A 20,340-nucleotide genomic window follows, 5' to 3' on the forward strand; every position below is an offset into this window, starting at 1 on the left:
GCAGCCTTGTGCTGCGAAGCGCCGCGCGGGCGGCGCTCGATCTCTCAGGCGCTGAAAGTGTTGTGGCGAACACCCCGCAATCCGTTACATCCCACCCCGCCGCACATGCTTCACCAACACCTTCTCCAGCAACTCCCACATCGCCGGCTCGGTACTGAACGCCACGTTGAACCGCATCCACCCGGTCGCTTTGGCATCGACCATGAACAACTGCCCAGGCCCGAGCATGATGCCTTTCTCCAGCGCATCATCCAGCAACGCCGCACTGTCTGGAATCGCCGGGTGGCGGGTCCAGATATACATCCCTTCATCCGACTCGATGAACAGCTCGAAGCCCAACCGATGCAGATGCCGGCCAACTTCCTGGTGCGCCTCGGCCAAACGCTGGCGCAGGCGCTTGAGGTGCTTGCGCCAACGCCCGTCGATGATCGCGGCATACACCACGCGCTCCATCACCTGCGAGGTGGTCAGGCCAGAGCGCATCTTCAGGTGCAGCAGCTTCTGCATCAGCTCGGGGTTGGCCAGCATGTAGCCGACCCGCACATTGGGCGAAATGCTCTTGGAGTAGCTGCCCACGTACACCACCTGCTGCAGGTGGTCGAGGCTGGCCAGGCACGGCTGCGGTTCGGCGACCATGTCGGCATACAGGTTATTCTCCACCAGGCGGAAACCGTGCTGACTGGCCAGTTGCAGCAGGCGGTGCAGCTGCGGCAGCGGCGTGCGCGAGCAGGTCGGGCTGTGCAGGTGCGGCTGGGTGAAGAACGCAGTGGGGCGGTGATGGGTGAGCAACTGTTCCAGCTGGTTCAGGTCGTAGCCGGCCGGTGTGCGCGGCACGCCGACCAGGGTCGCGCCCTGGGTACGCAGGATGCTCATCAGGTTGGGGTAACCGGGGTCGTCCACCAGCACCACGTCGCCCGGGCGCACCAGGGTGCGCGCGGCCAGGTCCAGGGCCTGGCTGGCGCCATGGGTAAGCATCAGCTGCGCCGGGTTGGCAACGATCGACAGTTCCTGCTGCAGGTTCTGTGCGGTCAGTGCACGCAGCTCCATCAGGCCCATGGGGTCGCCGTAGCCCGACAGCTCCAGCGGGCTGCCGGCCACCTGGCGCAGGCCGCGGCGCAGGCCGTCTTCATACATCCAGTCGTTAGGCAGCCAGCCGCACCCGGGCTTGAACGGCAATTGGCGGATTTCGAAGATCTGCTGCAGGTACCACTCGGAGTTGAACGTTGGTCGACTGGTGTCGGCCTCGGCGTTGTGCGGGTCGAGCAATTCGCCCGCCGCGCGGTTGACGAAGAACCCCGCATTGCCCCGGCTCACCAGCAGGCCCTGGGCGACCAGACGGTCGTAGGCCTCGACCACGGTGAAGGTACTCACCGAATAGCTCGCGGCAAAGGCGCGGATCGAGGGGACCTTGGCGCCTGGCTTGAGGGTCTGGTTGTCGATCAGCTCGCGCAGCCCGTCGATGATCTGGTTCACCAGCGGGGTCGAGGAGTCTGGATGTAATTCGAACATTTGGGCCTTCAGGTTGCGTATCGCCCGGCGTTTGCAAGGTGTATTGCAAGGGCGACCTGTACAGTGCAGTGCGAGTTTCATGCCACTGTGCATGGCTCTCTGCGTCGGACATTTTTACATTAGGTGTCAGATATCGCCACCTAAAGCATGTTCAGTTCGCTCCAGGCGCCTGCCCTGGGGCGCGTCAGCAGGCCGCCATGGAAGGCCTGCGTGTGTTCGCTCACACCATCCTGCGCGCATTAGCACTGATGTACGTGAAACCGCCAGCCATCGGGGTTTCACAGTTTTCCTTGGATAAAAAGAAGCACGGGGTACACAACTGATGGACGCAACATCCACAACCACCACCGCGAAAAGCGGGCATGAGAGCAAGCTCAGTGCCTCGCTCAAGTCGCGCCACCTGACGATGATGTCGATCGCCGGGGTTATCGGCGGCGCCTTGTTCGTCGGTTCCGGCAGCGTGATTCACAGCGCCGGCCCAGCTGCTGTGCTGGCCTACCTGGCAGGCGGCATCCTGGTGGTACTGATCATGCGCATGCTGGGTGAAATGGCGACTTCCTCGCCAGACACCGGTTCGTTCTCCACCTACGCCGATCGCGCCATCGGCCGTTGGGCCGGTTTCACCATCGGCTGGCTGTACTGGTGGTACTGGGTCATCCTCATGGCCTGGGAAGCTTATGTGGCGGGCAAGATCCTGCATGGTTTCTTCCCCGACGTCAGCGTCAACGTGTTCGTGCTGGCCACGACCCTGTTGCTGATCACCGTCAACTTCTTCAACGTCAAGCACTACGGTGAGTTCGAGTTCTGGTTCGCCTTGATCAAGGTGATCGCGATTGTCTGCTTCCTGATCGTGTGCACCGCTGCCGTGCTGAACATCTGGCAGTTCGGTGAAGTGCGTGGCATCAGCCACCTCACCGCCGAAGGCTTCATGCCCAATGGCATCACTACAGTGATCGGTGCCTTGCTCGGGGTGATGTTCGCCTTCCTCGGTGCGGAAATCGTCACCATCGCCGCTTCCGAAGCCAAGGACCCGGCTGCGCAGATCGTCAAGGCGACCAACTCGGTGGTCTGGCGTGTGTGCCTGTTCTACGTGGGTTCGATCTTCCTGATCGTCTGCCTGGTACCGTGGAACGATCCGCACCTGGGCGTTTCCGGCTATGGCGCCTACCGCCGCACCCTGGAGCTGTTGGGCGTGCCATATGCCGAGCTGCTGATGAACTTCGTGGTGCTGACCTCGGTGAGCAGCTGCCTGATCTCGGGCCACTACACCGCTTCGCGCATGCTGTTCTCCCTGGCCCAGCGTGGCGACGCGCCGTCGTTCTTCAAGATCACCCGCGCCGGCACCGGTGTACCGGTGTACGCGATCATGGGTTCGTGCGCCGTGGCCGTGGTGTGTGCGCTGATCAACTTCAGCGAGACCCTGCGCCCGAAAGACGTGCTGGAAACCCTGATGAACACCACCGGCATGATCGCCCTGCTGGTGTACCTGGTGATTGCTTTCTCGCAGCTGCGCATGCGCCGCAAGCTGGTTGCCGAAGGCAAGGAAGTACGCCTGAAGATGTGGCTGTTCCCATGGCTGACCTACCTGGTAATCGCGTTCATCGTGGCCGCCCTGGTAACCATGGCCTTCATGCCTGACTACCAGATCCTGGTGATCTCCACCGGTATCGCCGCGGCAATCGTGGTGGCGATGGGTGTAGTGCACCAGATCCGTACTGGCAAGCAGCACTAAGCGTCACTCGCTTCTCGAAACGGCCGGCTCCCTCGGGGACCCGGCCGTTTTGCGTTATTGGGCCAGGGGTATATGGCCGCCTGTTACATGGCATATGCTGAACACATTGCCCGCCCAAAGGAGCTTCACATGGCCTGGTCCGCCACCCAGTATTCGCAATTCGAAGACGAGCGTACCCGCGCGGTGCGTGACCTGCTGGCCGCTGTACCGGCACGCCCGGTACGCCACGCCACCGACCTGGGCTGTGGCCCTGGCAATTCCACCGAGGTGCTGCTGCAACGTTACCCGGATGCCCAGGTGACGGCCCTGGACAGCGACCCGGACATGATCGACAAGGCCCGCGAGCGCAAACGGCTGTGCATCCCCCGCGTGCGCACAGTCATCGCTGACATTGCCGGCTGGTCCGCCCCCGAGCCGCAGGACCTGATCCTGGCCAATGCTTCGTTACAGTGGGTTCCCGACCACGCCTCGCTGTACCCGCACCTGGTGCGCCAGCTGAGCGAAGGTGCCAGCCTGGCCGTGCAGACCCCGGACAACCTCGATGAGCCGGCCCACCGGCAACTGCGCGAAATCGCCAGCCAGGGCCCCTGGGCGGCGAAGTTCGCTGATTTCCAGCTGCCGCCACGGCACAACGCGGCGTTCTATTACGATCTGCTCAGCCCGTTGTGCGCGCGGGTGGATGTGTGGCGTACCACCTATCATCACCCTTTGGCCGGCGGTGCCGAAGCCGTGGTGGAATGGTTCAAGGGTTCGGCCTTGCGACCGTACCTGGGGCGGTTGGAGGAGCAGGAGCAGGCGGATTTCCTGCAGATGTACCTGCAAGCGATGCAGCGCGACTACCCGCCGGCCACCGATGGCAAGGTGCTGTTGCCGTTCCCGCGGCTGTTCGTGATCGCTACCCGCTAGGGCGGCGCCAGCGCCAGGCCACGTAACCGTAGACGCCGAGGTTGAGCAGCAGCACGAAAGTGCCCAGCAGCAGCTGGATGTGCGGTGTCAGCCCGGCGGGGTAGATCAACGGCCAGATATAGTGTTCGACGAAGCCGCCCTGGTAGCCCGCATCACCAGCCGCGCTGCGCATGCGGTTTTCCCAGGTGGTCAGCGGGCAGCCCAGGTGCAGGCATTCCACCGCCAGGCCCCAGGCCAGCGCCGGCAGGTGCAGCAGCAGGGCAGGGCGCCAGCGCAGCACCAGCAGGCCGCCGAACAGCACCAGCAGGATGAAGAGCAGGTGCAACAGGACCAGGGTGTCGGCGGCAAGGCGGTAGAGCATGGGTTGTGTGCCGAGGGTTGAGGTTATCCCAGCATAGTTGGGTTGCCTGTACCGGCCTCTTCGCAGCACAAGGCTGCTCCTACAGGGGGAGTGCGATAATCCTGTAGGAGCAGCCTTGTGCTGCGAAAGGGCCGGCACAGGCTTACAACCCTTCCTCCACCATCTGCAGGAAGGTCGCCACCACCCGCCGCGTGCGCTGCTCGCTCAGGCACACCAGTGTCTCGGTCAGGTGCCGCTGGCAATCGACGATCGGCAACGCGCACACCCGCGCATCCGCACCAAACTCCGCCGCCGACACCACCCCCACACCAATCCCCACCACCACCGCTTCCCGCGCCGCTTCCCGGCCTTCCACCTGGATCGCGGGGCGAATCCGCAGCCCGGCCCGTTGCATTTCTTCTTCCAGCGTCTGCCGCGTCACCGACCCGGGCTCGCGCAGTACCAGCGGCGTATCGTCCAGATCCGCCAGGCTGATCGCGCCGCGGCTGGCCCAGGGGTGCTGGTGCGAGACAAACGCCACCATCGGGTCGCGGCGCAGCGGCAGGCAGTGCAGCCGCTCATCGTCGACGTCCCGCCCCAGCAGGGCCAGGTCGGCCTGGTAGCTGAACAGCCGGGCCAGCGACTCGTCGGTGTTGCCGGTCTCGATCTTTACCTGGATGCCCGGGTAGCGCTGGCAGAAGCGGGCGATCTGCGGCAGCACGTGCACCGGCGCGTCCACCGCCAGCACCAGGCTGCCGGTGTGCAGCGCACGCGAATCCTGCAGCAGTTCATGGGCCTCGGCCTCGCAGGCGAACAGGCGCTGGCTGATGCCCAGCAGGCGTTCGCCGAGGTCGGTGAGCTGCACCGAACGCTTGTTGCGGTGGAACAGCAAGACGCCGAAGCGCTCCTCCAGTTTGCGCACCTGGTCCGACACCGCAGGCTGGGTAAGAAACAGCTTTTCGGCGGCGCGGGTAAAGCTGCCGTGCACCGCCACGGCGTGGAAGGCCTTGAGTTGTGCGTGGGAAACCGACATGACGACCTCAGTAACAAGCTGGGCTTATGTGTGAAATACGATAAATCGATTTTATTTATCTTAGCGCAACTGTTTCCATGCATGTCAGCCCGACGCTGGCACCACAAGTGCCGCTAGGGCCATGGCACCCAAACGGCGCCATCTGACCCGATGACAGCCTCGTCATCGCTGTGCGTAACACAAGAACAAGACAGGCGTTTCTTCACATTCTGCCGGCACACTCAAGCAAGAGGTCAGACTTACATGAACCAATCCCTAGCCGCGTTCAAACGCTGGCGTATCCAGATTTTCGCCATTACCTGGCTGGCCTACGCCGCCTTCTACTTCACCCGCAAGGCCTTCTCGGTGGCCAAGCTGGGCATCGGTGAAGACCCCGACTTCATGCTCGACAAGGCCGCCATGGCCAACCTCGACGCCATCTACCTGGCCGCCTACGCCGTGGGCCAGTTCACCTGGGGCATGCTTGCCGACCGCTTTGGCCCACGCGTGGTGGTGCTCGGCGGCCTGCTGATTTCTGCTGCTGCGGCGGTGGTGATGGGCAGTTACGCCACATTCCCGATCTTCGCCACCTGCATGCTGGTGCAGGGCCTGGCGCAATCCACCGGCTGGGCCGGGTTGTGCAAGAACATCGGCAGCTTCTTCCCGGCGTCGCAGCGTGGGCGGGTGCTGGGCCTGTGGAGTTCCTGCTATGCCTTCGGCGGCCTGGTGGCCTCGCCGTTCGCCGGCTGGTGGGCCTACACCCTGGTCGGTACCTGGCACGCGGCGTTCTTCTCCAGTGCTGCGGTGGTGGCACTGGTGGCCGTGCTGTTCTTCTTCCTGCAGCGCAACAAGCCTGAAGACGTCGGCCTGCCGGCGGTGGAGCCCGAGCCGCAGAGCATGGCCCCGGCCGGCAACCTGTGCAGCGTGTGGGCGCCACTGAAGGAGATCATGCGCAACCGCACGGTGCTGACCCTGGGGCTGGCGTACTTCCTGTTGAAACCGGCGCGCTACGCCATCCTGCTGTGGGGGCCGGTGATCGTCTTCGAGCAGATGCCCTCGGTGGGCAAGGTGGGGGCAGCGATCATCCCGACAGCCTTCGAGCTGGCCGGGCTGCTCGGCCCGATCATCATCGGCCTGGCCTCCGACAAGCTGTTCGGCGCCCGGCGCATGCCGGCCTGTGTCATCAGCCTGGTGCTGCTGACCGTGGCACTGGCGGCATTCATGGCGGCCATGCACACCGGCAGCGTGATCCTGGTGGTGGCCCTGCTGTTCGTCATGGGCCTGACCCTGTACGGGCCGGATTCGATGATCAGCGGTGCCGCGGCCATCGACTTCGGCACCGCCAAGGCCGGTGCCACCGCAGCAGGCTTCGTCAACGGCTGCGGCTCGGTGGGGGCGGTGCTGGGCGGGCTGCTGCCGGGGTACTTCGATGGCGTCACGGTGTTCATCGTGTTTGCCGGCTGCGCGCTGTTCTCGGCGCTGGTGCTGCTGCCGCACTGGAACAGCCGCCCGGCCAGCGCTGCGCAAAGCACCGACGTGGCACCGAATACCAGCATGGCAATCAAGCCACTGCGTACCTGAAAGGAAAGCGAGCGAATGAGACCCTTCTGGCTGCAACAGGCCCTGGATTCGGCGCAAGAGGCGGCGTGCCCGCCGCTGCAAGGCGATGCCCGTTGCGATGTGTGCATCGTCGGTGGCGGCTATACCGGCCTGTGGACCGCGCTGATGCTCAAGGAAGCGGTGCCGGCCCTGGATATCGTGCTGATCGAGGCCGATATCTGCGGTGCCGGTGCCAGTGGTCGCAATGGTGGCTGTGCGTTGTCGTGGTCGGCCAAGTACTTCACCCTCGAGCGGTTGTTCGGGGTGGCCGAGGCGGTGCGCCTGGTGCGTGAGTCGGAGCGCAGCATCGGTGAGATCGGCGCGTTCTGCGCGGCCAATGGCATCGACTGCGACTACCGCCTGGATGGCACGCTGTACACCGCCACCAACGCTGCGCAGGTCGGCGCCACCGACGCGGTGATCGCCGCGCTGGAGCAAAAGGGGATCAATTCGTTTCGCCGCCTGCCGCTGCCGCAGGTGCAGCGCCTGGCGGGTTCGGCGCGGCACCTGGAAGGCTGGTTCTCGCCGGCCGCGGCCACGGTGCAGCCGGGCAAACTGGTGCGCGGCCTGCGCCGGGTGGCCTTGCAGCGTGGCGTGCGCATCCATGAGGGCACCGCCATGACCGGCCTGGAGCACGGCGCCCCGGTGCAGGTGCGCACGGCCCATGGCACGGTGCGCGCCGACCGCGTGGTATTGGGCCTGAATGCCTGGATGGCGCGGGCTTTCCCGCAGTTCGAGCGCAGCGTGGCGATTGTTTCCAGCGACATGGTGATCACCGAACCTTGCCCTGAGCTGCTGCACCAGATCGGCCTGGACAGTGGCATCAGCGTGCTCGATTCGCGGATTTTCGTGCATTACTACCACAACACCTCCGATGGTCGGCTGATGCTCGGCAAGGGCGGCAATACCTTCGCCTATGGCGGGCGCATGCTGCCGGTGTTCGACCAGCCGTCGCCGTACCGGCCGCTGCTGCGTGAAAGCCTGGGCGGGTTCTTCCCGGCGCTGGCGCAAGTGCCGCTGGCGGCCAGCTGGAACGGGCCGTCCGACCGCTCGGTGACCGGTTTGCCGTTTTTTGGCCGGCTGAACGGGCAGGGCAACGTGTTCTACGGCTTTGGTTACTCCGGCAGCGGCGTCGGGCCGTGCCACATGGGCGGGCAGATTCTGTCGTCGCTGGCGCTGGGGCTGGACAACCCATGGACCCGTTCGCCGCTGGTCAAGGGGCCGCTGGGGCTGTTCCCGCCCGAGCCGATTCGCTACCTGGGCTCGCTGATGGTGCGCAATGCCATCCGCCGCAAGGAGCGGGCAGAGGACCGTGGGCAGCGGCCGCGGAGGCTGGATGTGCGGTTGGCGCGGTTCGCGGCGGCGGCGGGCAAAGCCGATAAAGGCTGATGAGATTTCTTGTCGAATACAGGCCAGAGGGCGTATAAACTGCACCCACTTTTGGCCGGTCGCTTCCTGAACCGGCCGCTGAAACAAGAGAGTCGACATGGGCGCACAGTGGAAAGCCAAACATAAAGAAGCCGCGGCCAACGCCAAAGGCAAGATCATGGGCAAGCTGTCCAAAGAGATCCAGATCGCCGCCAAGTCCGGCGCCGACCCGGACATGAACCCACGCCTGCGCCTGGCCATCGAGCAGGCCAAGAAGGCCTCGATGACCCGCGAGACCCTGGAGCGCGCAATCCGCAAGGGCGCGGGCCTGGACGGCGATGCCGTGCAGTACTCGGCGGTAAGCTACGAAGGTTTCGCCCCGCATCAGGTGCCGCTGATCGTCGAGTGCCTGACTGACAACGTCAACCGCACCGTCGCGCAGATCCGCGTGCTGTTCCGCAAGGGCCAGCTGGGTGCCAGCGGTTCGGTGGCCTGGGACTTCAACCATGTCGGCCTGATCGAAGCCACCCCGATCGGCGACGCCGACCCGGAAATGGCGGCCATCGAAGCCGGTGCCCAGGACTTTGAAGACGGCGACGAAGAGGGTTCGACCCTGTTCATCACCGACACCACCGACCTGGACGCCGTGCAGAAGGCCCTGCCGGAGCACGGCTTCACCGTGACCTCGGCGAAGATCGGCTACACCCCGAAGAACCCGGTGAGCGCGGCAACCCTGAGTGCCGAGGCGCTGGCCGAGGTGGAAGCGTTCCTCGAAGCCATCGACGAGAACGATGACGTGCAGAACGTTTATGTTGGTCTGACTGACTGATCTGCTTCTCTGGGGCCGCTTTGCGGCCCATCGCGACACAAGGCCGCTCCTACAGGGGAACGCATGAACCCATGTAGGAGCGGCCTTGTGTCGCGAAACGAGGGCAAAGCCCTCGCCAGCGGTCTGGAGCCGAACCCCGATGAACCCCGCTTTCGCCTCCCTCAGCCTCGCCCACCTGCGCACCCTCGACCACCTGCTGCAGCTGAAGAACCTCAGCCACGCCGCCGAGCGCATGGGCGTCAGCCAGTCCGCCCTCAGCCGCCAGCTGGCCCATTTGCGCGAAGCCTTCGACGACCCCTTGCTGGTACGCCAGGGCCGCGGTTACGTGCTCAGCGAACACGCCGAAGCCCTGGTCGAACCCCTGCGCCAGGTCCTCGAGGAGCTGCACGCCCTGCGCCAGCCCGCGGTGTTCGACCCGGCGCGTTGCGAGCGGCGCTTCTGTCTGGCCGCGTCGGACTATGTGGCCGAGCACATGCTGCCGCTGCTGGTGGCGGCGCTGGAGCGCGAAGCGCCGGGTGTAGCGCTGGAGTACCGCACCTGGCAGGCCGGCCAGTACGCCTTGCTGGCCAGCGGCGAGATCGACCTGGCCACCACGTTGTTCGACGAGTCGCCACCCAACCTGCACGGTCGGCTGTTGGGCGAGGACCGGGCAGTGTGTCTGATGCGCCACGACCACCCGCTGGCCGCCCGCGGCGCGCTCAGCCAGGCCGACTACCTGGGCCACAAGCATGTGCGTATTTCCGGTGGAGGCGACAAGGACAGCTTCATCGACCGCCACTTGCGCGCCCAGGGCCTGCAACGGCGGGTCAGCCTGGAAGTGCCGTTCTTCTCGGCCACCGTGCAGGTGATTGCCAACAGCCAGGCGCTGGCCACCGTGCCCGAGCACATCGCCCGGCAGCTGTGCCGCCTGCATGACCTGGCCTGGCGGCCGCTGGGTTTCATCGACCACAGCCAGCGCTACTGGGTGGTGTGGCACCAGCGCCTGCAGGCCTCGGCCGAACACCGCTGGTTGCGCAACCGGGTGTTCGAGTTGTGGCGCCAGTCGCAGTTCGGTGTGCAGGGTGGGCATGCGGGTTTGCCATAGCAGGTATGCGCGAGGCGGGGTTATTCACTTCGGGATAGGTGCCTAGACTGGGGCATTGTGTTGCCTGTACCGGCCTCTTCGCGGGTAAACCCGCTCCCACAGGTGCTGCATCGCTTGTGGGAGCGGGTTTACCCGCGAAGAGGCCGGTACAGGCGGCGAACCACCCACAGGAGAACCCAGGTGACCCCCGAACAATTCCGCCAATACGGCCACCAACTGATCGACCTGATAGCCGACTACCGCCAATCCGTCGGCGAGCGCCCGGTCATGGCCCAGGTCGAGCCCGGCTATCTCAAGGCTGCGTTGCCTGCTCAGGCCCCCCGGCAAGGCGAACCTTTCGCAGCGATCCTCGACGACGTCAACCAGTTGGTCATGCCCGGCCTGTCCCATTGGCAGCACCCGGACTTCTACGGCTACTTCCCCTCCAATGGCACCCTGTCGTCGGTCCTCGGTGACTTCCTCAGCACTGGCCTGGGCGTGCTGGGCCTTTCCTGGCAGTCCAGCCCGGCCCTGAGCGAGCTGGAGGAAACCACCCTCGACTGGCTGCGTCAGCTACTCGGCCTGTCTGGCCAATGGAGCGGGGTGATCCAGGACACCGCATCCACCAGCACCCTGGTGGCGCTGATCTGCGCACGGGAACGCGCCAGCGACTACGCACTGGTACGCGGCGGCCTGCAAGCCCAGGCCAAGCCGCTGATCGTCTATGTCAGCGCCCATGCCCACAGCTCGGTGGACAAAGCCGCATTGCTGGCCGGTTTTGGCCGCGACAACATACGCCTGATCCCGACCGACGAACGCTACGCTCTGCGCCCGGAGGCCCTGCAGGTTGCGATCGAGCAGGATCTGGCCGCTGGCAACCAGCCTTGCGCGGTGGTCGCGACCACCGGCACCACCGCCACCACGGCCCTCGACCCACTGCGGCCGATCGGCGAGATCGCCCAGGCCCATGGCCTGTGGCTGCATGTGGACTCGGCCATGGCCGGCTCGGCGATGATCCTGCCGGAATGCCGCTGGATGTGGGACGGCATCGAGCTGGCCGATTCGCTGGTGGTCAACGCGCACAAGTGGCTGGGCGTGGCCTTCGATTGCTCGATCTACTACGTGCGCGACCCACAGCACCTGATCCGAGTGATGAGCACCAACCCCAGCTACCTGCAGTCGGCGGTGGACGGCGAGGTGAAGAACCTGCGTGACTGGGGTATCCCGCTGGGCCGCCGGTTCCGCGCATTGAAGCTGTGGTTCATGCTGCGCAGCGAGGGGGTCGAGGCGTTGCAGGCGCGGCTGCGGCGTGACCTGGACAATGCCCAGTGGCTGGCCGGGCAAATCGGCGCGGCGGCGGAGTGGGAGGTGCTGGCGCCGGTGCAGTTGCAGACGTTGTGCATTCGCCATCGGCCTGCGGGGCTGGAAGGGGAGGCGCTGGATGCGCATACCAAGGGCTGGGCCGAACGGCTGAATGCGTCCGGGGATGCCTATGTGACGCCGGCGACGCTGGATGGGCGGTGGATGGTGCGGGTGTCCATTGGCGCATTGCCGACCGAGCGGGAGCATGTCGAACAGCTCTGGGCGCGCTTGCAGGAAGTGGTCAAGGGCTGAAACTGCCGGGGCCGCGTTGCGGCCCATTCGCGGGCAAGCCCGCTCCCACAGGATCGCATCAAGGCTCAAGCTGACACGGTACCTGTAGGAGCGGGCTTGCCCGCGAAAGGGCTCCCACAAGGATCGCACAAGGCTTGAAGCCTATGCGGTCAAGGTGGGAGCTGGCTTGCCGGCGAAAGGGCTGCGGAGCAGCCCCCTGCAATCTGTCAGTGGCTCACTGCCTGAAAGCTCCCTTTACGGCTAGCTTCATACGCGGTCTTGTCCATCGGCTTGGCATCGGGGTTACCCAGGTCTTCCATCGCCAGGCGATGGGTTTCCGGTGCAATGTAGGCTGCCAAAGCACACACGCAGGTGATGAAGAACGCCAGGCTACCAACCACCAATGGGATGTTGTCCGAACCAGGCGGGGCAACCAGGGCGAACAGCGCCGGCAGCATGGCGGTCAGCATGGTGCCGATGTTCTGCGCGATGGCCATGGCCGAAACACGGTAGCGGGTGTGGAACAGCTCTGGGTAGAAGCTTGGGAACACCGCGTTGTAACCCTGGTACACCATGCCCCACATCACGATGGAAGAGGCGAACGCCAGCGGTACGTTCTGGATGCTGATCGCATACAGGTAGACGAAGGCCAGCAGGCCAGAGCCCAGGCAACCGGCGATCATGGTCGGGCGACGGCCGATCTTGTCGGACAGGTTGCCGACAAACGGAATCACCAGCACCGCGACGATGTTGCCGACTACCGGAATCCACAGGTACACGCTTTTGTCGAAGCCGATGCCATAGGCCGGCTGCACCGCGTAGGCCGCACCGAAGATGGTGGCGACCACCGGGATCACGTTCATCAAGGCCATGAACATCACCAGCACCATGTGCTTCCAGCTGTGGCGGAAGGCCTCGCTGATCGGCGACTTGGCGACCTTGTCCTGCTTCTCTTCCTTCACGAACGCCGGGGTTTCGTGCACTTCCTTACGGATGATGAAGCCGGCGATCAGCACGAAGGCGCTCAGCAGGAACGGAATGCGCCAGCCCCAGTCGTTGAAGGCTTCGCTAGGCATGAAGTAGGCCAGTGGCAGGAACACTGCCGCCGCCAGCACCTGGCCAGCCTGCACGCCTTGCAAGGTGAAACTGGCGTAGTAGCCCCGTCGACCGAACGGTGCGTGCTCCATGATCATGGAACTGGCTCCGGAGATTTCCCCGGCCACGGCAAAGCCCTGGACCAGGCGCAGCACCACCAGCAACGCCGGGGCGAGCAGGCCGATGTCGTGGTAGGTGGGCAGCAGGCCAACGGCCATGGTCGACAGGCCCATCAGGAACATGCACAGCAGCAGTACGTTCTTGCGGCCGCGGGTGTCACCCCAGTGGCCCAGCACGAAGGCGCCGACCGGGCGCGCCAGGTAACCCACGCCGTAGGTGGCCAGCGAGGCAATGATGGCCATTTTCGGGTCGGTGTTGGGGAAGAAGATCTGCGGGAAAATCAGCGCAGCAGCCTGGGCGTAGATGAAGAAGTCGTAGTACTCGAGTGCCGAGCCTATCCATCCACTGGCAGTCGCTTTCTTGGCTTGAGAGCTGGAGTGAGCCATCGTTGTCTCCGTTGTTATTGTTGTTTGCACAGGTTCCGCCGGAGATTCGCCAAGGCAGGAGGCGAGGGTCGGTGTGCCTGCGTCTGTGGTTCATGTTGACCACGGGCCAGTGGGCTGGCAATTCGCTAAAACCGGTTTTGTTCGATAATCGAACGCAAAACTAACCATTCCGTACAAAGAGATTGAAGCGACGACTTTACCTGCGAATAATCGATCGTGCCAGGAACTGTGGTCCTGATTTTCCAGGTCTGACCCTGTCGCCGGCAAGCCAGCTCCCACAAGGTATGCGCCAATTCTGTGGGAGCTGGCTTGCCGGCGATTGGGCCGGTACAGGCAGCCCTGGCCTCAACCCTCTAACAACAAGGAACTCCCGCCATGCAGCGTTCGATCGCTACCGTGTCCTTGAGCGGCACCCTGCCGGAAAAGCTCGAAGCCATCGCCGCCGCCGGTTTTGACGGCGTCGAGATCTTCGAAAACGACCTGCTCTATTACGCCGGCAGCCCGCGCCAGGTACGGCAGATGTGCGCCGACCTGGGTATTGCCATCACCCTGTTCCAGCCGTTCCGCGATTTCGAGGGTTGCCGCCGCGACCGCCTGCAGAAGAACCTCGACCGCGCCGAGCGCAAGTTCGACCTGATGCAGGAACTGGGCACCGACCTGGTGCTGGTGTGCAGCAACGTCCAGGCCGATGCCTTGGGTGAAGAGCAATTGCTGGTCGACGACCTGCGCCTGCTGGCCGAGCACGCTGGCAAACGCGGCCTGCGCATTGGCTACGAAGCCCTGGCCTGGGGCCGCCACGTCAATACCTACCAGCAGGTCTGGAACCTGGTGCGCCAGGCCGACCACCCGGCCCTCGGGGTGATCCTCGACAGCTTCCACACCTTGTCGCTCAAGGGCGACCCGAGCGCGATCCGCGATATCCCCGGCGACAAGATCTTCTTCGTGCAAATGGCCGACGCGCCGATCCTGGCCATGGATGTGCTGGAGTGGAGCCGCCACTTCCGCTGTTTCCCGGGGCAGGGCGAGATGGACATGGCCGGTTTCCTGGCGCCGATCCTTGCCACCGGCTACCGCGGGCCGCTGTCGCTGGAAATCTTCAACGACGGCTTCCGCGCCGCACCGCCCCGGCAGAATGCCGCCGACGGCCTGCGTTCGCTGCTGTACCTCGAAGAGCACACCCGCCTGCGCCTGGAGCAGGAAGGTACCTCGATCGAGCCCGGTGTGCTGTTCACCCCACCGGCGGCCAGTGCCTATGACGGCGTGGAGTTCCTCGAATTTGCAGTCGACGAAGCCGTCGGCGCGCGCCTGGGCAGCTGGCTGAAGCGCCTGGGCTTTGCCGATGCCGGCAAGCACCGCAGCAAAGAGGTGCAGTTGCTGCGCCAGGGCGATATCAACATTGTGCTGAACGCCGAACCCTATTCCTTCGGCCACAACTTCTTCGAGGCCCACGGGCCGTCGCTGTGCGCCACCGCGCTGCGGGTCAAGGACCAGCAAGCCGCCCTGAAGCGCGCCACCGCCTTCCGTGGCCAGCCATTCCGTGGCCTGGTCGGGCCCAACGAGTGCGAAGTGCCGGCGGTACGTGCGCCAGATGGCAGCCTGCTGTACCTGGTGGAGCAGGGCACTGCCGGCCAGACCCTGTACGACACCGACTTCAGCCTGGACAAGAACGCCACCGCCACCGGCGGCCTGCGCCGTATCGACCACATGGCCCTGGCCCTGCCGGCCGAGTCGCTGGACAGCTGGGTGCTGTTCTACAAGAGCCTGTTCGATTTCGAAGCCGATGACGAAGTGGTGCTGCCGGACCCGTACGGCCTGGTCAAGAGCCGCGCGCTGCGTAGCCAATGCGGCACCCTGCGCCTGCCGCTGAACATCTCGGAAAACCGCAACACCGCGATCGCCCATGCGCTGTCCAGCTATCGTGGTTCGGGCGTGCACCACATCGCTTTCGATTGCGACGACATCTTCCGCGAAGTGGCGCGGGCCAAACTGGCCGGGGTGCCGTTGCTGGAGATCCCGCTGAACTACTACGACGACCTGGCGGCGCGTTTCGATTTCGACGACGAGTTCCTCAGCGAACTGGCCTACTACAACGTGCTGTACGACCGCGATGCCCAAGGCGGCGAGCTGTTCCACGTGTATACCGAGCCGTTCGAAGAGCGTTTCTTCTTCGAGATCATCCAGCGCAAGGGGGGTTATGCTGGTTACGGTGCGGCCAACGTCGCGGTGCGCCTGGCAGCCATGGCCAAGGCTCGCAGCGGGGCGGCGCGCAAGCCGGTCCTCTGAGCCCGGCGCGGTCCCTGTAGGAGCGGCCGCGTATGCTTCAAGGGCGTTCGGCCACCAACAGCAGCGACTGTGGCAGCGCACTCTGGGGGTGCTGTGGCTCCTGCAGGCTGACCAGCCGCAACCCCGCCATGTCCAGCGCGTTCAACCAGCTGGCCAGGGTGCGGAAGTACCACGGCATCACCTGCCAATCCCCGGCGAACCCGGCAAACGACTCTTCCCGCCAGCCATCCTGGTAATCGCCATCCGCCACGCTCCACGGGTGCAGGGTCTGGATCACCAGCGCACCGCCGGGCGCCAGCAACGCATTCATCGCCGCCAGCAGCGGGATGATGTCCTGCTGCAACAGGGCGAAGTTGGCACAGATCAGGTCATAGTCCTTGCCAACATAGGCCTGCCCGGCGGCCAGCTGTGCATAGCTGGCCAGGTGCACCTCGGCGGAACCCGCAGCACGCGCGGCATCCACCAGCGCCCGGTCACCGTCCACACCTACCGCCTCGACACCCCGGTCGCCCAGCGCGCGCAGCAGCCAACCTTCACCACAGCCCAGGTCGAGCACCCGTTCGGGCTGGCGGCCAAGAATGGCCAGCAGGATGGCCTGGTCGGTAACCTGGCGACGGCTCTCGATACTGCCGCTGCGCACCGCATCGATCCAGGCCTGGGCGTTGTGCTGCCAGCTGTCGAGCAAGGCGTCTTCAGGGTTGCGCATGTTCATCTCCGTTGGATTGGAGATAGGCCCTGCGACCTATCACTACCCTCTGTAGGAGCAGCCTTGTGCTGCGAAGAGGTCAGTATGGCAGACAGATTTCCGCCAGCCATGCGGGCATCTTCGCAGCACAAGGCTGCTCCTACAGTGGGCTCGACAGATGGGTGGCAAGCCCCGCCAGGGCACAGGCTATCAACACCTGGATCACCCCACGCTTGTAACGGAACAGCGCCACCGCCGCCGCCAGCGCAATCAGCGCCGAAGGCCAGTCGAACCGCCCGTCGAAACCGGCCGGCCACAATACGTGGTAGCCGAAGAACAGCGCGAGGTTGAGGATCACGCCCACTACCGCCGCGGTTATCCCGGTCAGCGGGGCGGTGAATTTGAGTTCGTTGTGGGTCGATTCCACCAGCGGGCCACCGGCCAGGATGAACAGGAACGAGGGCAGGAAGGTGAACCAGGTCACCAGGCTCGCTGCTACCGCGCCGGCCATGAACGCCTGGTCGGTGCCGAACATGGGGTGCAGGTAGCCACCGACGAAGCCGACGAAGGCCACCACCATGATCAGCGGCCCGGGGGTGGTTTCCCCCAACGCCAGGCCATCGATCATCTGCGTCGGCGACAGCCAGCCGTAATGGCCGACGGCCCCCTGGTAGACGTAGGGCAGCACCGCGTAGGCGCCGCCGAAGGTCAGCAATGCCGCCTTGGTGAAGAACCAGCCCATTTGCGTCAAGGTGCCTTGCCAGCCAAAGGTAGCCATCAGTACACCCATGGGCAGCAGCCACAGCGCGGCACCCACCAGCAGCAGGCCCAGCAGCCGCCCCCAGCTGAAGCGGGCGTGCTCTGGCGCTGGTGTGTCGTCGTCGATCACGGCCGGGCCATGGCTGGCCCTGGCTGCGCCGTGGCCACCACCAGGCGCGAACTGCCCCGGTAGCAGCCGACCGCCGACATGGCCTAGCAGCGCGGCTGCCAGCACGATCAGCGGGAAGGGAACGTCGAGCGCGAAAATGGCCACGAACGAGGCCGCGGCAATGGCCCACAACCAGCCGTTTTTCAGGGCGCGCGTGCCAATGCGATGTGCGGCATGCACGACGATCGCGGTCACGGCCGGCTTGATCCCGTAGAAAATACCAGCCACCACCGGCACTTCGCCCCAGGCCAGATAGACCCACGACAGGCCGATCAGGATGAACAGCGACGGCAGCACGAACAGGGTGCCGGCAATCACCCCGCCCCAGGTGCGGTGCATCAGCCAGCCAATGTAGGTGGCCAGTTGCTGGGCCTCGGGGCCAGGCAGCAGCATGCAGTAGTTGAGGGCATGCAGAAAGCGCCGCTCGCTGATCCAGCGGCGCCGCTCCACCAGTTCCTGATGCATGATCGCTATCTGCCCCGCCGGGCCGCCGAAGCTGATGAAACCCAGCTTCAGCCAGAACAGCAAGGCCTCGATCCGGCTGATTTGACCACGCGTTTGCTCGGCGGCGCCTTGCAGGTGTTCCGTCATTTTCTTCCCTTTGGTATTCAGCTGGCCGCAGCGCGCTGTCGCTTGATCCGGTACATATCGCCATCAGCATGGCGCAGCAGCATGTCGGCATCATTGCCGTCTTCGGGGAAACGGGCCACGCCAATGCTGCAGGACGGCGCTCCGATGCCTGCAAATTCGGCGCCGAGTGGCTCGGCCATGGCTGCCAGGATGCGTGCCACCTGCTCGGCAATGGCCTCTGGCGAGGCGTAGTCGGTCAACAGCACGGTGAACTCGTCACCGCCCATCCGCGCCACTGTATCGGTCGCCCCAACGCAGCCTTCCAGGCGCCGCGCCAGAATGCACAGCACCCGGTCACCCACGCTGTGGCCGTGGTTGTCGTTGATATCCTTGAAGTCATTGATATCGATGAACAGCAACGCCAGCGGGTGGTTGTGGTGCCGGGCCGCGACAAGTGCGGTGCCCAGCCGCTCATTGAACATGGCCCGGTTGGCCAGGCGAGTCAGCGGGTCATGGTGGGCCAGGAAACGCAATTCTTCCTCGGCCTGGTGTTGGGCGGTGATATCCCGCGCTACACCAATGCGGGCATTGGCCTCATCGGACCAGGAGGCCGACCACAGGATATGCACGATACTGCCATCCTTGCGGATGTAGCGGTTACGGAAGTCGTAATGGGGTTGGCCGTTCATCACCCGTACGATGGACGCGCGGGTAATCGCCAGATCGTCAGGGTGCATGTAGTCGGTGATCGGGGTGCCGATCAGCTCGCAGGCCTGGTAGCCCAGCAGCGCCTCGCAGGCATCGCTGACGAAAACGATCTGGTTGTCCCTGTCGACCACGAACACCGTGTCCAGCATCAGGTGGATCAGCCTGGGGTATAACGATTGCAGGTCTACGGGCATGGGGCATGGCGTCCGCGGCGGGGTCACCGATCATAGCCTGAAATGGAACAAAATGCGGTAGGCGCCGCTGTGGGAGCGGGCCGCCGATAGTCAGTTGCTTACTATCAGTTCCGGCCCGAGGTAATCGTTGATCTGCTGGATATCGTCATCTCCCAGGCTGCCCACCGACGATGCCAGGCGCAGCCGCGACATCAGGTAGTTCAGCTTCGCCTCGAACAGGTCATGCCGGGCGTCAAAAAGCAATTCCTCGGCATTGAGCACATCCGAGTTGGTGCTGGTGCCGCCCTCCCTGAAGCCCTTGCGGGCCGAAAGCAGCGAGCGTTCGTTGGATGCCACGGCCTTTTCCAGCGCCTGGATGCGCAAGGCGCCACTCTGTACGCCGCGGTACTCGCGGGTGGTGTCGGAGATCACTTCCTGGCGCGTGGCATCCAGTTCATCCAGTGCCTTGGAACTGTTGGCACTGGCCTGGCGGGTGAGGGCGCTGGTGCTGCCGCCGCTGTATAGCGGAATGTTCAGCTCCAGCCCGATCGAACTGTAGTGGTTGCGCTGGTTCAGTTCGGAGATCGACTGGCTGCTGCCGGCGGTATAGCCCGCCACGAAATCCAGGGTCGGCCAGTGCCCGGCGCGGGCGCGTTTCACTTCTTCTTCGGCCAGCTCGTAGTTGTGCCGGCGCGCATGGATCAACGGGCTGTCGGCCTGGGCCTTGACCAGCCAGTCCTGCAGGTTGCCCGGCATCAGCGGCGGTGTGTTGAAGCCCGGCTGCAAGGTGGTCAGCGACTCCGGCGTTTCACCAATGTATTCTTCCAGCTTGCGGCGGGCGTTGACCAGGTTGTCCTGGGCCTCGATCAGGTCGGCCTCGGCCAGGTCGCGACGGGCTATCGACTCGTCGATGTCGGTGATGGTGCCGGCGCCCAGCTCCATGCGCCGCTTTGCCGACGCCAGCTGCTCTTCGAAGGCATTCAGCTTGGCCTTGGCCAGGGTGATGGTTTCGCTGGCCAGCAGCACGTCGAAGTAGGCATCGGCCAGGCGCACCGCAGCGTCCTGGGTCTTGGCATCGAACACCGCCACGCTGTAGTCGGCACGTTGCTGGCCCTGATGGTATTCGGCCATCTTCTGCTTGTTGAACAGCGGTTGGCGCAACCGCACGTTGGCACCCTTGGAGTCATAGTCCAGGTCGTTGTCCCGTCCACTCTGACGCTGGCTGCCATTGACCTTGTTGAAGTAACCCACAGCGTTGATCTGCGGCAGCAGGCCGGCCTGGCCGATGGCGCGGTTCTCGCTGCCGGCTTCTTTCTCGTGCACCGCGGCGCGGTAGATCGGGCCCTGGTACTGCAGCAGGTCCCAGGCTTGCTTCAGGTCCATGGCACTGGCCTGTACGGACAACCCCAACAGGCACAACATCAGGCACGGGCGATTCATG

Annotated in this window: 16 protein-coding genes; 8 read left to right on the forward strand and 8 right to left on the reverse strand. The window is 64.6% G+C overall.

Annotated elements, in window-relative coordinates:
• Nucleotides 1-84 precede the first annotated feature (84 nt).
• Nucleotides 85-1,509 carry an aminotransferase-like domain-containing protein gene (locus M1D87_RS10870; protein ID WP_039613366.1) on the reverse strand — a complete coding sequence of 475 codons (1,425 nt, stop codon included), beginning with the start codon at nucleotides 1,507-1,509 and terminating at the stop codon, nucleotides 85-87.
• A gap of 322 nt (nucleotides 1,510-1,831) precedes the next feature.
• On the opposite strand from M1D87_RS10870, the gene M1D87_RS10875 reads away from it, so the two are divergent.
• Both M1D87_RS10875 and tam read left to right on the forward strand, forming a co-directional pair.
• Nucleotides 1,832-3,241: an amino acid permease gene (locus M1D87_RS10875; RefSeq protein WP_013972050.1), complete on the forward strand. Its 1,410-nt coding sequence runs from the start codon at nucleotides 1,832-1,834 to the stop codon at nucleotides 3,239-3,241.
• A gap of 129 nt (nucleotides 3,242-3,370) precedes the next feature.
• Nucleotides 3,371-4,147: a trans-aconitate 2-methyltransferase gene (tam, locus tag M1D87_RS10880; RefSeq protein ID WP_123084947.1), complete on the forward strand. Its 777-nt coding sequence runs from the start codon at nucleotides 3,371-3,373 to the stop codon at nucleotides 4,145-4,147.
• Here tam and M1D87_RS10885 read toward each other — a convergent pair.
• On the reverse strand, nucleotides 4,137-4,508 hold the full coding sequence (locus M1D87_RS10885) for a DUF2784 domain-containing protein (RefSeq protein WP_003259276.1): 372 nt from the start codon (nucleotides 4,506-4,508) through the stop codon (nucleotides 4,137-4,139). The genes tam and M1D87_RS10885 overlap by 11 nt on opposite strands.
• Before the next feature lie 142 nt (nucleotides 4,509-4,650).
• Nucleotides 4,651-5,520 carry a LysR substrate-binding domain-containing protein gene (locus tag M1D87_RS10890; protein WP_013972053.1) on the reverse strand — a complete coding sequence of 290 codons (870 nt, stop codon included), beginning with the start codon at nucleotides 5,518-5,520 and terminating at the stop codon, nucleotides 4,651-4,653.
• Between the two features lie 243 nt (nucleotides 5,521-5,763).
• Here M1D87_RS10890 and M1D87_RS10895 point away from each other — a divergent pair, with 243 nt between their 5' ends.
• The 5 genes from M1D87_RS10895 (at nucleotide 5,764) to M1D87_RS10915 (ending at nucleotide 11,972) form a co-directional block, all read left to right on the forward strand.
• Complete coding sequence (locus M1D87_RS10895) at nucleotides 5,764-7,080, forward strand: MFS transporter (RefSeq protein ID WP_039613364.1); 1,317 nt, start codon at nucleotides 5,764-5,766, stop codon at nucleotides 7,078-7,080.
• 15 nt (nucleotides 7,081-7,095) lie between these two features.
• Nucleotides 7,096-8,487: an FAD-dependent oxidoreductase gene (locus tag M1D87_RS10900; protein ID WP_123084948.1), complete on the forward strand. Its 1,392-nt coding sequence runs from the start codon at nucleotides 7,096-7,098 to the stop codon at nucleotides 8,485-8,487.
• A 97-nt stretch (nucleotides 8,488-8,584) separates the two neighbouring features.
• Nucleotides 8,585-9,295, forward strand: coding sequence for a YebC/PmpR family DNA-binding transcriptional regulator (locus M1D87_RS10905; RefSeq protein ID WP_123084949.1), 711 nt, complete (start codon nucleotides 8,585-8,587; stop codon nucleotides 9,293-9,295).
• Between the two features lie 139 nt (nucleotides 9,296-9,434).
• Nucleotides 9,435-10,379, forward strand: a complete 945-nt coding sequence (locus M1D87_RS10910; protein WP_123084950.1) for a LysR family transcriptional regulator — start codon at nucleotides 9,435-9,437, stop codon at nucleotides 10,377-10,379.
• Between the two features lie 180 nt (nucleotides 10,380-10,559).
• Complete coding sequence (locus M1D87_RS10915; protein WP_023661575.1) at nucleotides 10,560-11,972, forward strand: DOPA decarboxylase; 1,413 nt, start codon at nucleotides 10,560-10,562, stop codon at nucleotides 11,970-11,972.
• 206 nt (nucleotides 11,973-12,178) lie between these two features.
• On the opposite strand, the gene M1D87_RS10920 is transcribed toward M1D87_RS10915, so the two are convergent.
• Nucleotides 12,179-13,552: an MFS transporter gene (locus tag M1D87_RS10920; protein ID WP_015269950.1), complete on the reverse strand. Its 1,374-nt coding sequence runs from the start codon at nucleotides 13,550-13,552 to the stop codon at nucleotides 12,179-12,181.
• 375 nt (nucleotides 13,553-13,927) lie between these two features.
• Between M1D87_RS10920 and quiC the strand changes: the two genes are divergently transcribed.
• Nucleotides 13,928-15,835, forward strand: a complete 1,908-nt coding sequence (gene quiC, locus M1D87_RS10925; RefSeq protein ID WP_038409298.1) for a 3-dehydroshikimate dehydratase QuiC — start codon at nucleotides 13,928-13,930, stop codon at nucleotides 15,833-15,835.
• Nucleotides 15,836-15,872: 37 nt separating this feature from the next.
• Here quiC and M1D87_RS10930 read toward each other — a convergent pair whose 3' ends face one another.
• The 4 genes from M1D87_RS10930 to M1D87_RS10945 all read right to left on the reverse strand — a co-directional run bounded on the left by M1D87_RS10930 (nucleotide 15,873) and on the right by M1D87_RS10945 (nucleotide 20,339).
• Nucleotides 15,873-16,541 (reverse strand): class I SAM-dependent methyltransferase, encoded by a 669-nt coding sequence (locus M1D87_RS10930; protein WP_123084951.1) that lies wholly within the window; start codon nucleotides 16,539-16,541, stop codon nucleotides 15,873-15,875.
• Nucleotides 16,542-16,680: 139 nt separating this feature from the next.
• Nucleotides 16,681-18,039, reverse strand: a complete 1,359-nt coding sequence (gene chrA / locus M1D87_RS10935) for a chromate efflux transporter (RefSeq protein WP_123084952.1) — start codon at nucleotides 18,037-18,039, stop codon at nucleotides 16,681-16,683.
• 17 nt (nucleotides 18,040-18,056) lie between these two features.
• On the reverse strand, nucleotides 18,057-18,920 hold the full coding sequence (locus M1D87_RS10940; RefSeq protein ID WP_123084953.1) for a sensor domain-containing diguanylate cyclase: 864 nt from the start codon (nucleotides 18,918-18,920) through the stop codon (nucleotides 18,057-18,059).
• A gap of 90 nt (nucleotides 18,921-19,010) precedes the next feature.
• On the reverse strand, nucleotides 19,011-20,339 hold the full coding sequence (locus tag M1D87_RS10945; RefSeq protein ID WP_015269955.1) for a TolC family outer membrane protein: 1,329 nt from the start codon (nucleotides 20,337-20,339) through the stop codon (nucleotides 19,011-19,013).
• Between the last annotated feature and the right edge of the window lies 1 nt (nucleotide 20,340).

Source organism: Pseudomonas sp. SA233, assembly GCF_054792385.1.

Excerpts from the sequence above, each read along its gene's own strand:
- M1D87_RS10945 (WP_015269955.1), bottom strand. The coding sequence starts at position 20,339 with ATGAATCGCCCGTGCCTGATGTTGTGCCTGTTGGGGTTGTCCGTACAG.
- M1D87_RS10930 (WP_123084951.1), bottom strand. The coding sequence starts at position 16,541 with ATGCGCAACCCTGAAGACGCCTTGCTCGACAGCTGGCAGCACAACGCC.
- tam (WP_123084947.1), top strand. The coding sequence starts at position 3,371 with ATGGCCTGGTCCGCCACCCAGTATTCGCAATTCGAAGACGAGCGTACC.
- M1D87_RS10875 (WP_013972050.1), top strand. The coding sequence starts at position 1,832 with ATGGACGCAACATCCACAACCACCACCGCGAAAAGCGGGCATGAGAGC.
- M1D87_RS10900 (WP_123084948.1), top strand. The coding sequence starts at position 7,096 with ATGAGACCCTTCTGGCTGCAACAGGCCCTGGATTCGGCGCAAGAGGCG.
- M1D87_RS10895 (WP_039613364.1), top strand. The coding sequence starts at position 5,764 with ATGAACCAATCCCTAGCCGCGTTCAAACGCTGGCGTATCCAGATTTTC.
- M1D87_RS10870 (WP_039613366.1), bottom strand. The coding sequence starts at position 1,509 with ATGTTCGAATTACATCCAGACTCCTCGACCCCGCTGGTGAACCAGATC.
- M1D87_RS10920 (WP_015269950.1), bottom strand. The coding sequence starts at position 13,552 with ATGGCTCACTCCAGCTCTCAAGCCAAGAAAGCGACTGCCAGTGGATGG.
- M1D87_RS10910 (WP_123084950.1), top strand. The coding sequence starts at position 9,435 with ATGAACCCCGCTTTCGCCTCCCTCAGCCTCGCCCACCTGCGCACCCTC.
- chrA (WP_123084952.1), bottom strand. The coding sequence starts at position 18,039 with ATGACGGAACACCTGCAAGGCGCCGCCGAGCAAACGCGTGGTCAAATC.
- M1D87_RS10885 (WP_003259276.1), bottom strand. The coding sequence starts at position 4,508 with ATGCTCTACCGCCTTGCCGCCGACACCCTGGTCCTGTTGCACCTGCTC.
- quiC (WP_038409298.1), top strand. The coding sequence starts at position 13,928 with ATGCAGCGTTCGATCGCTACCGTGTCCTTGAGCGGCACCCTGCCGGAA.
- M1D87_RS10890 (WP_013972053.1), bottom strand. The coding sequence starts at position 5,520 with ATGTCGGTTTCCCACGCACAACTCAAGGCCTTCCACGCCGTGGCGGTG.
- M1D87_RS10940 (WP_123084953.1), bottom strand. The coding sequence starts at position 18,920 with ATGCCCGTAGACCTGCAATCGTTATACCCCAGGCTGATCCACCTGATG.
- M1D87_RS10905 (WP_123084949.1), top strand. The coding sequence starts at position 8,585 with ATGGGCGCACAGTGGAAAGCCAAACATAAAGAAGCCGCGGCCAACGCC.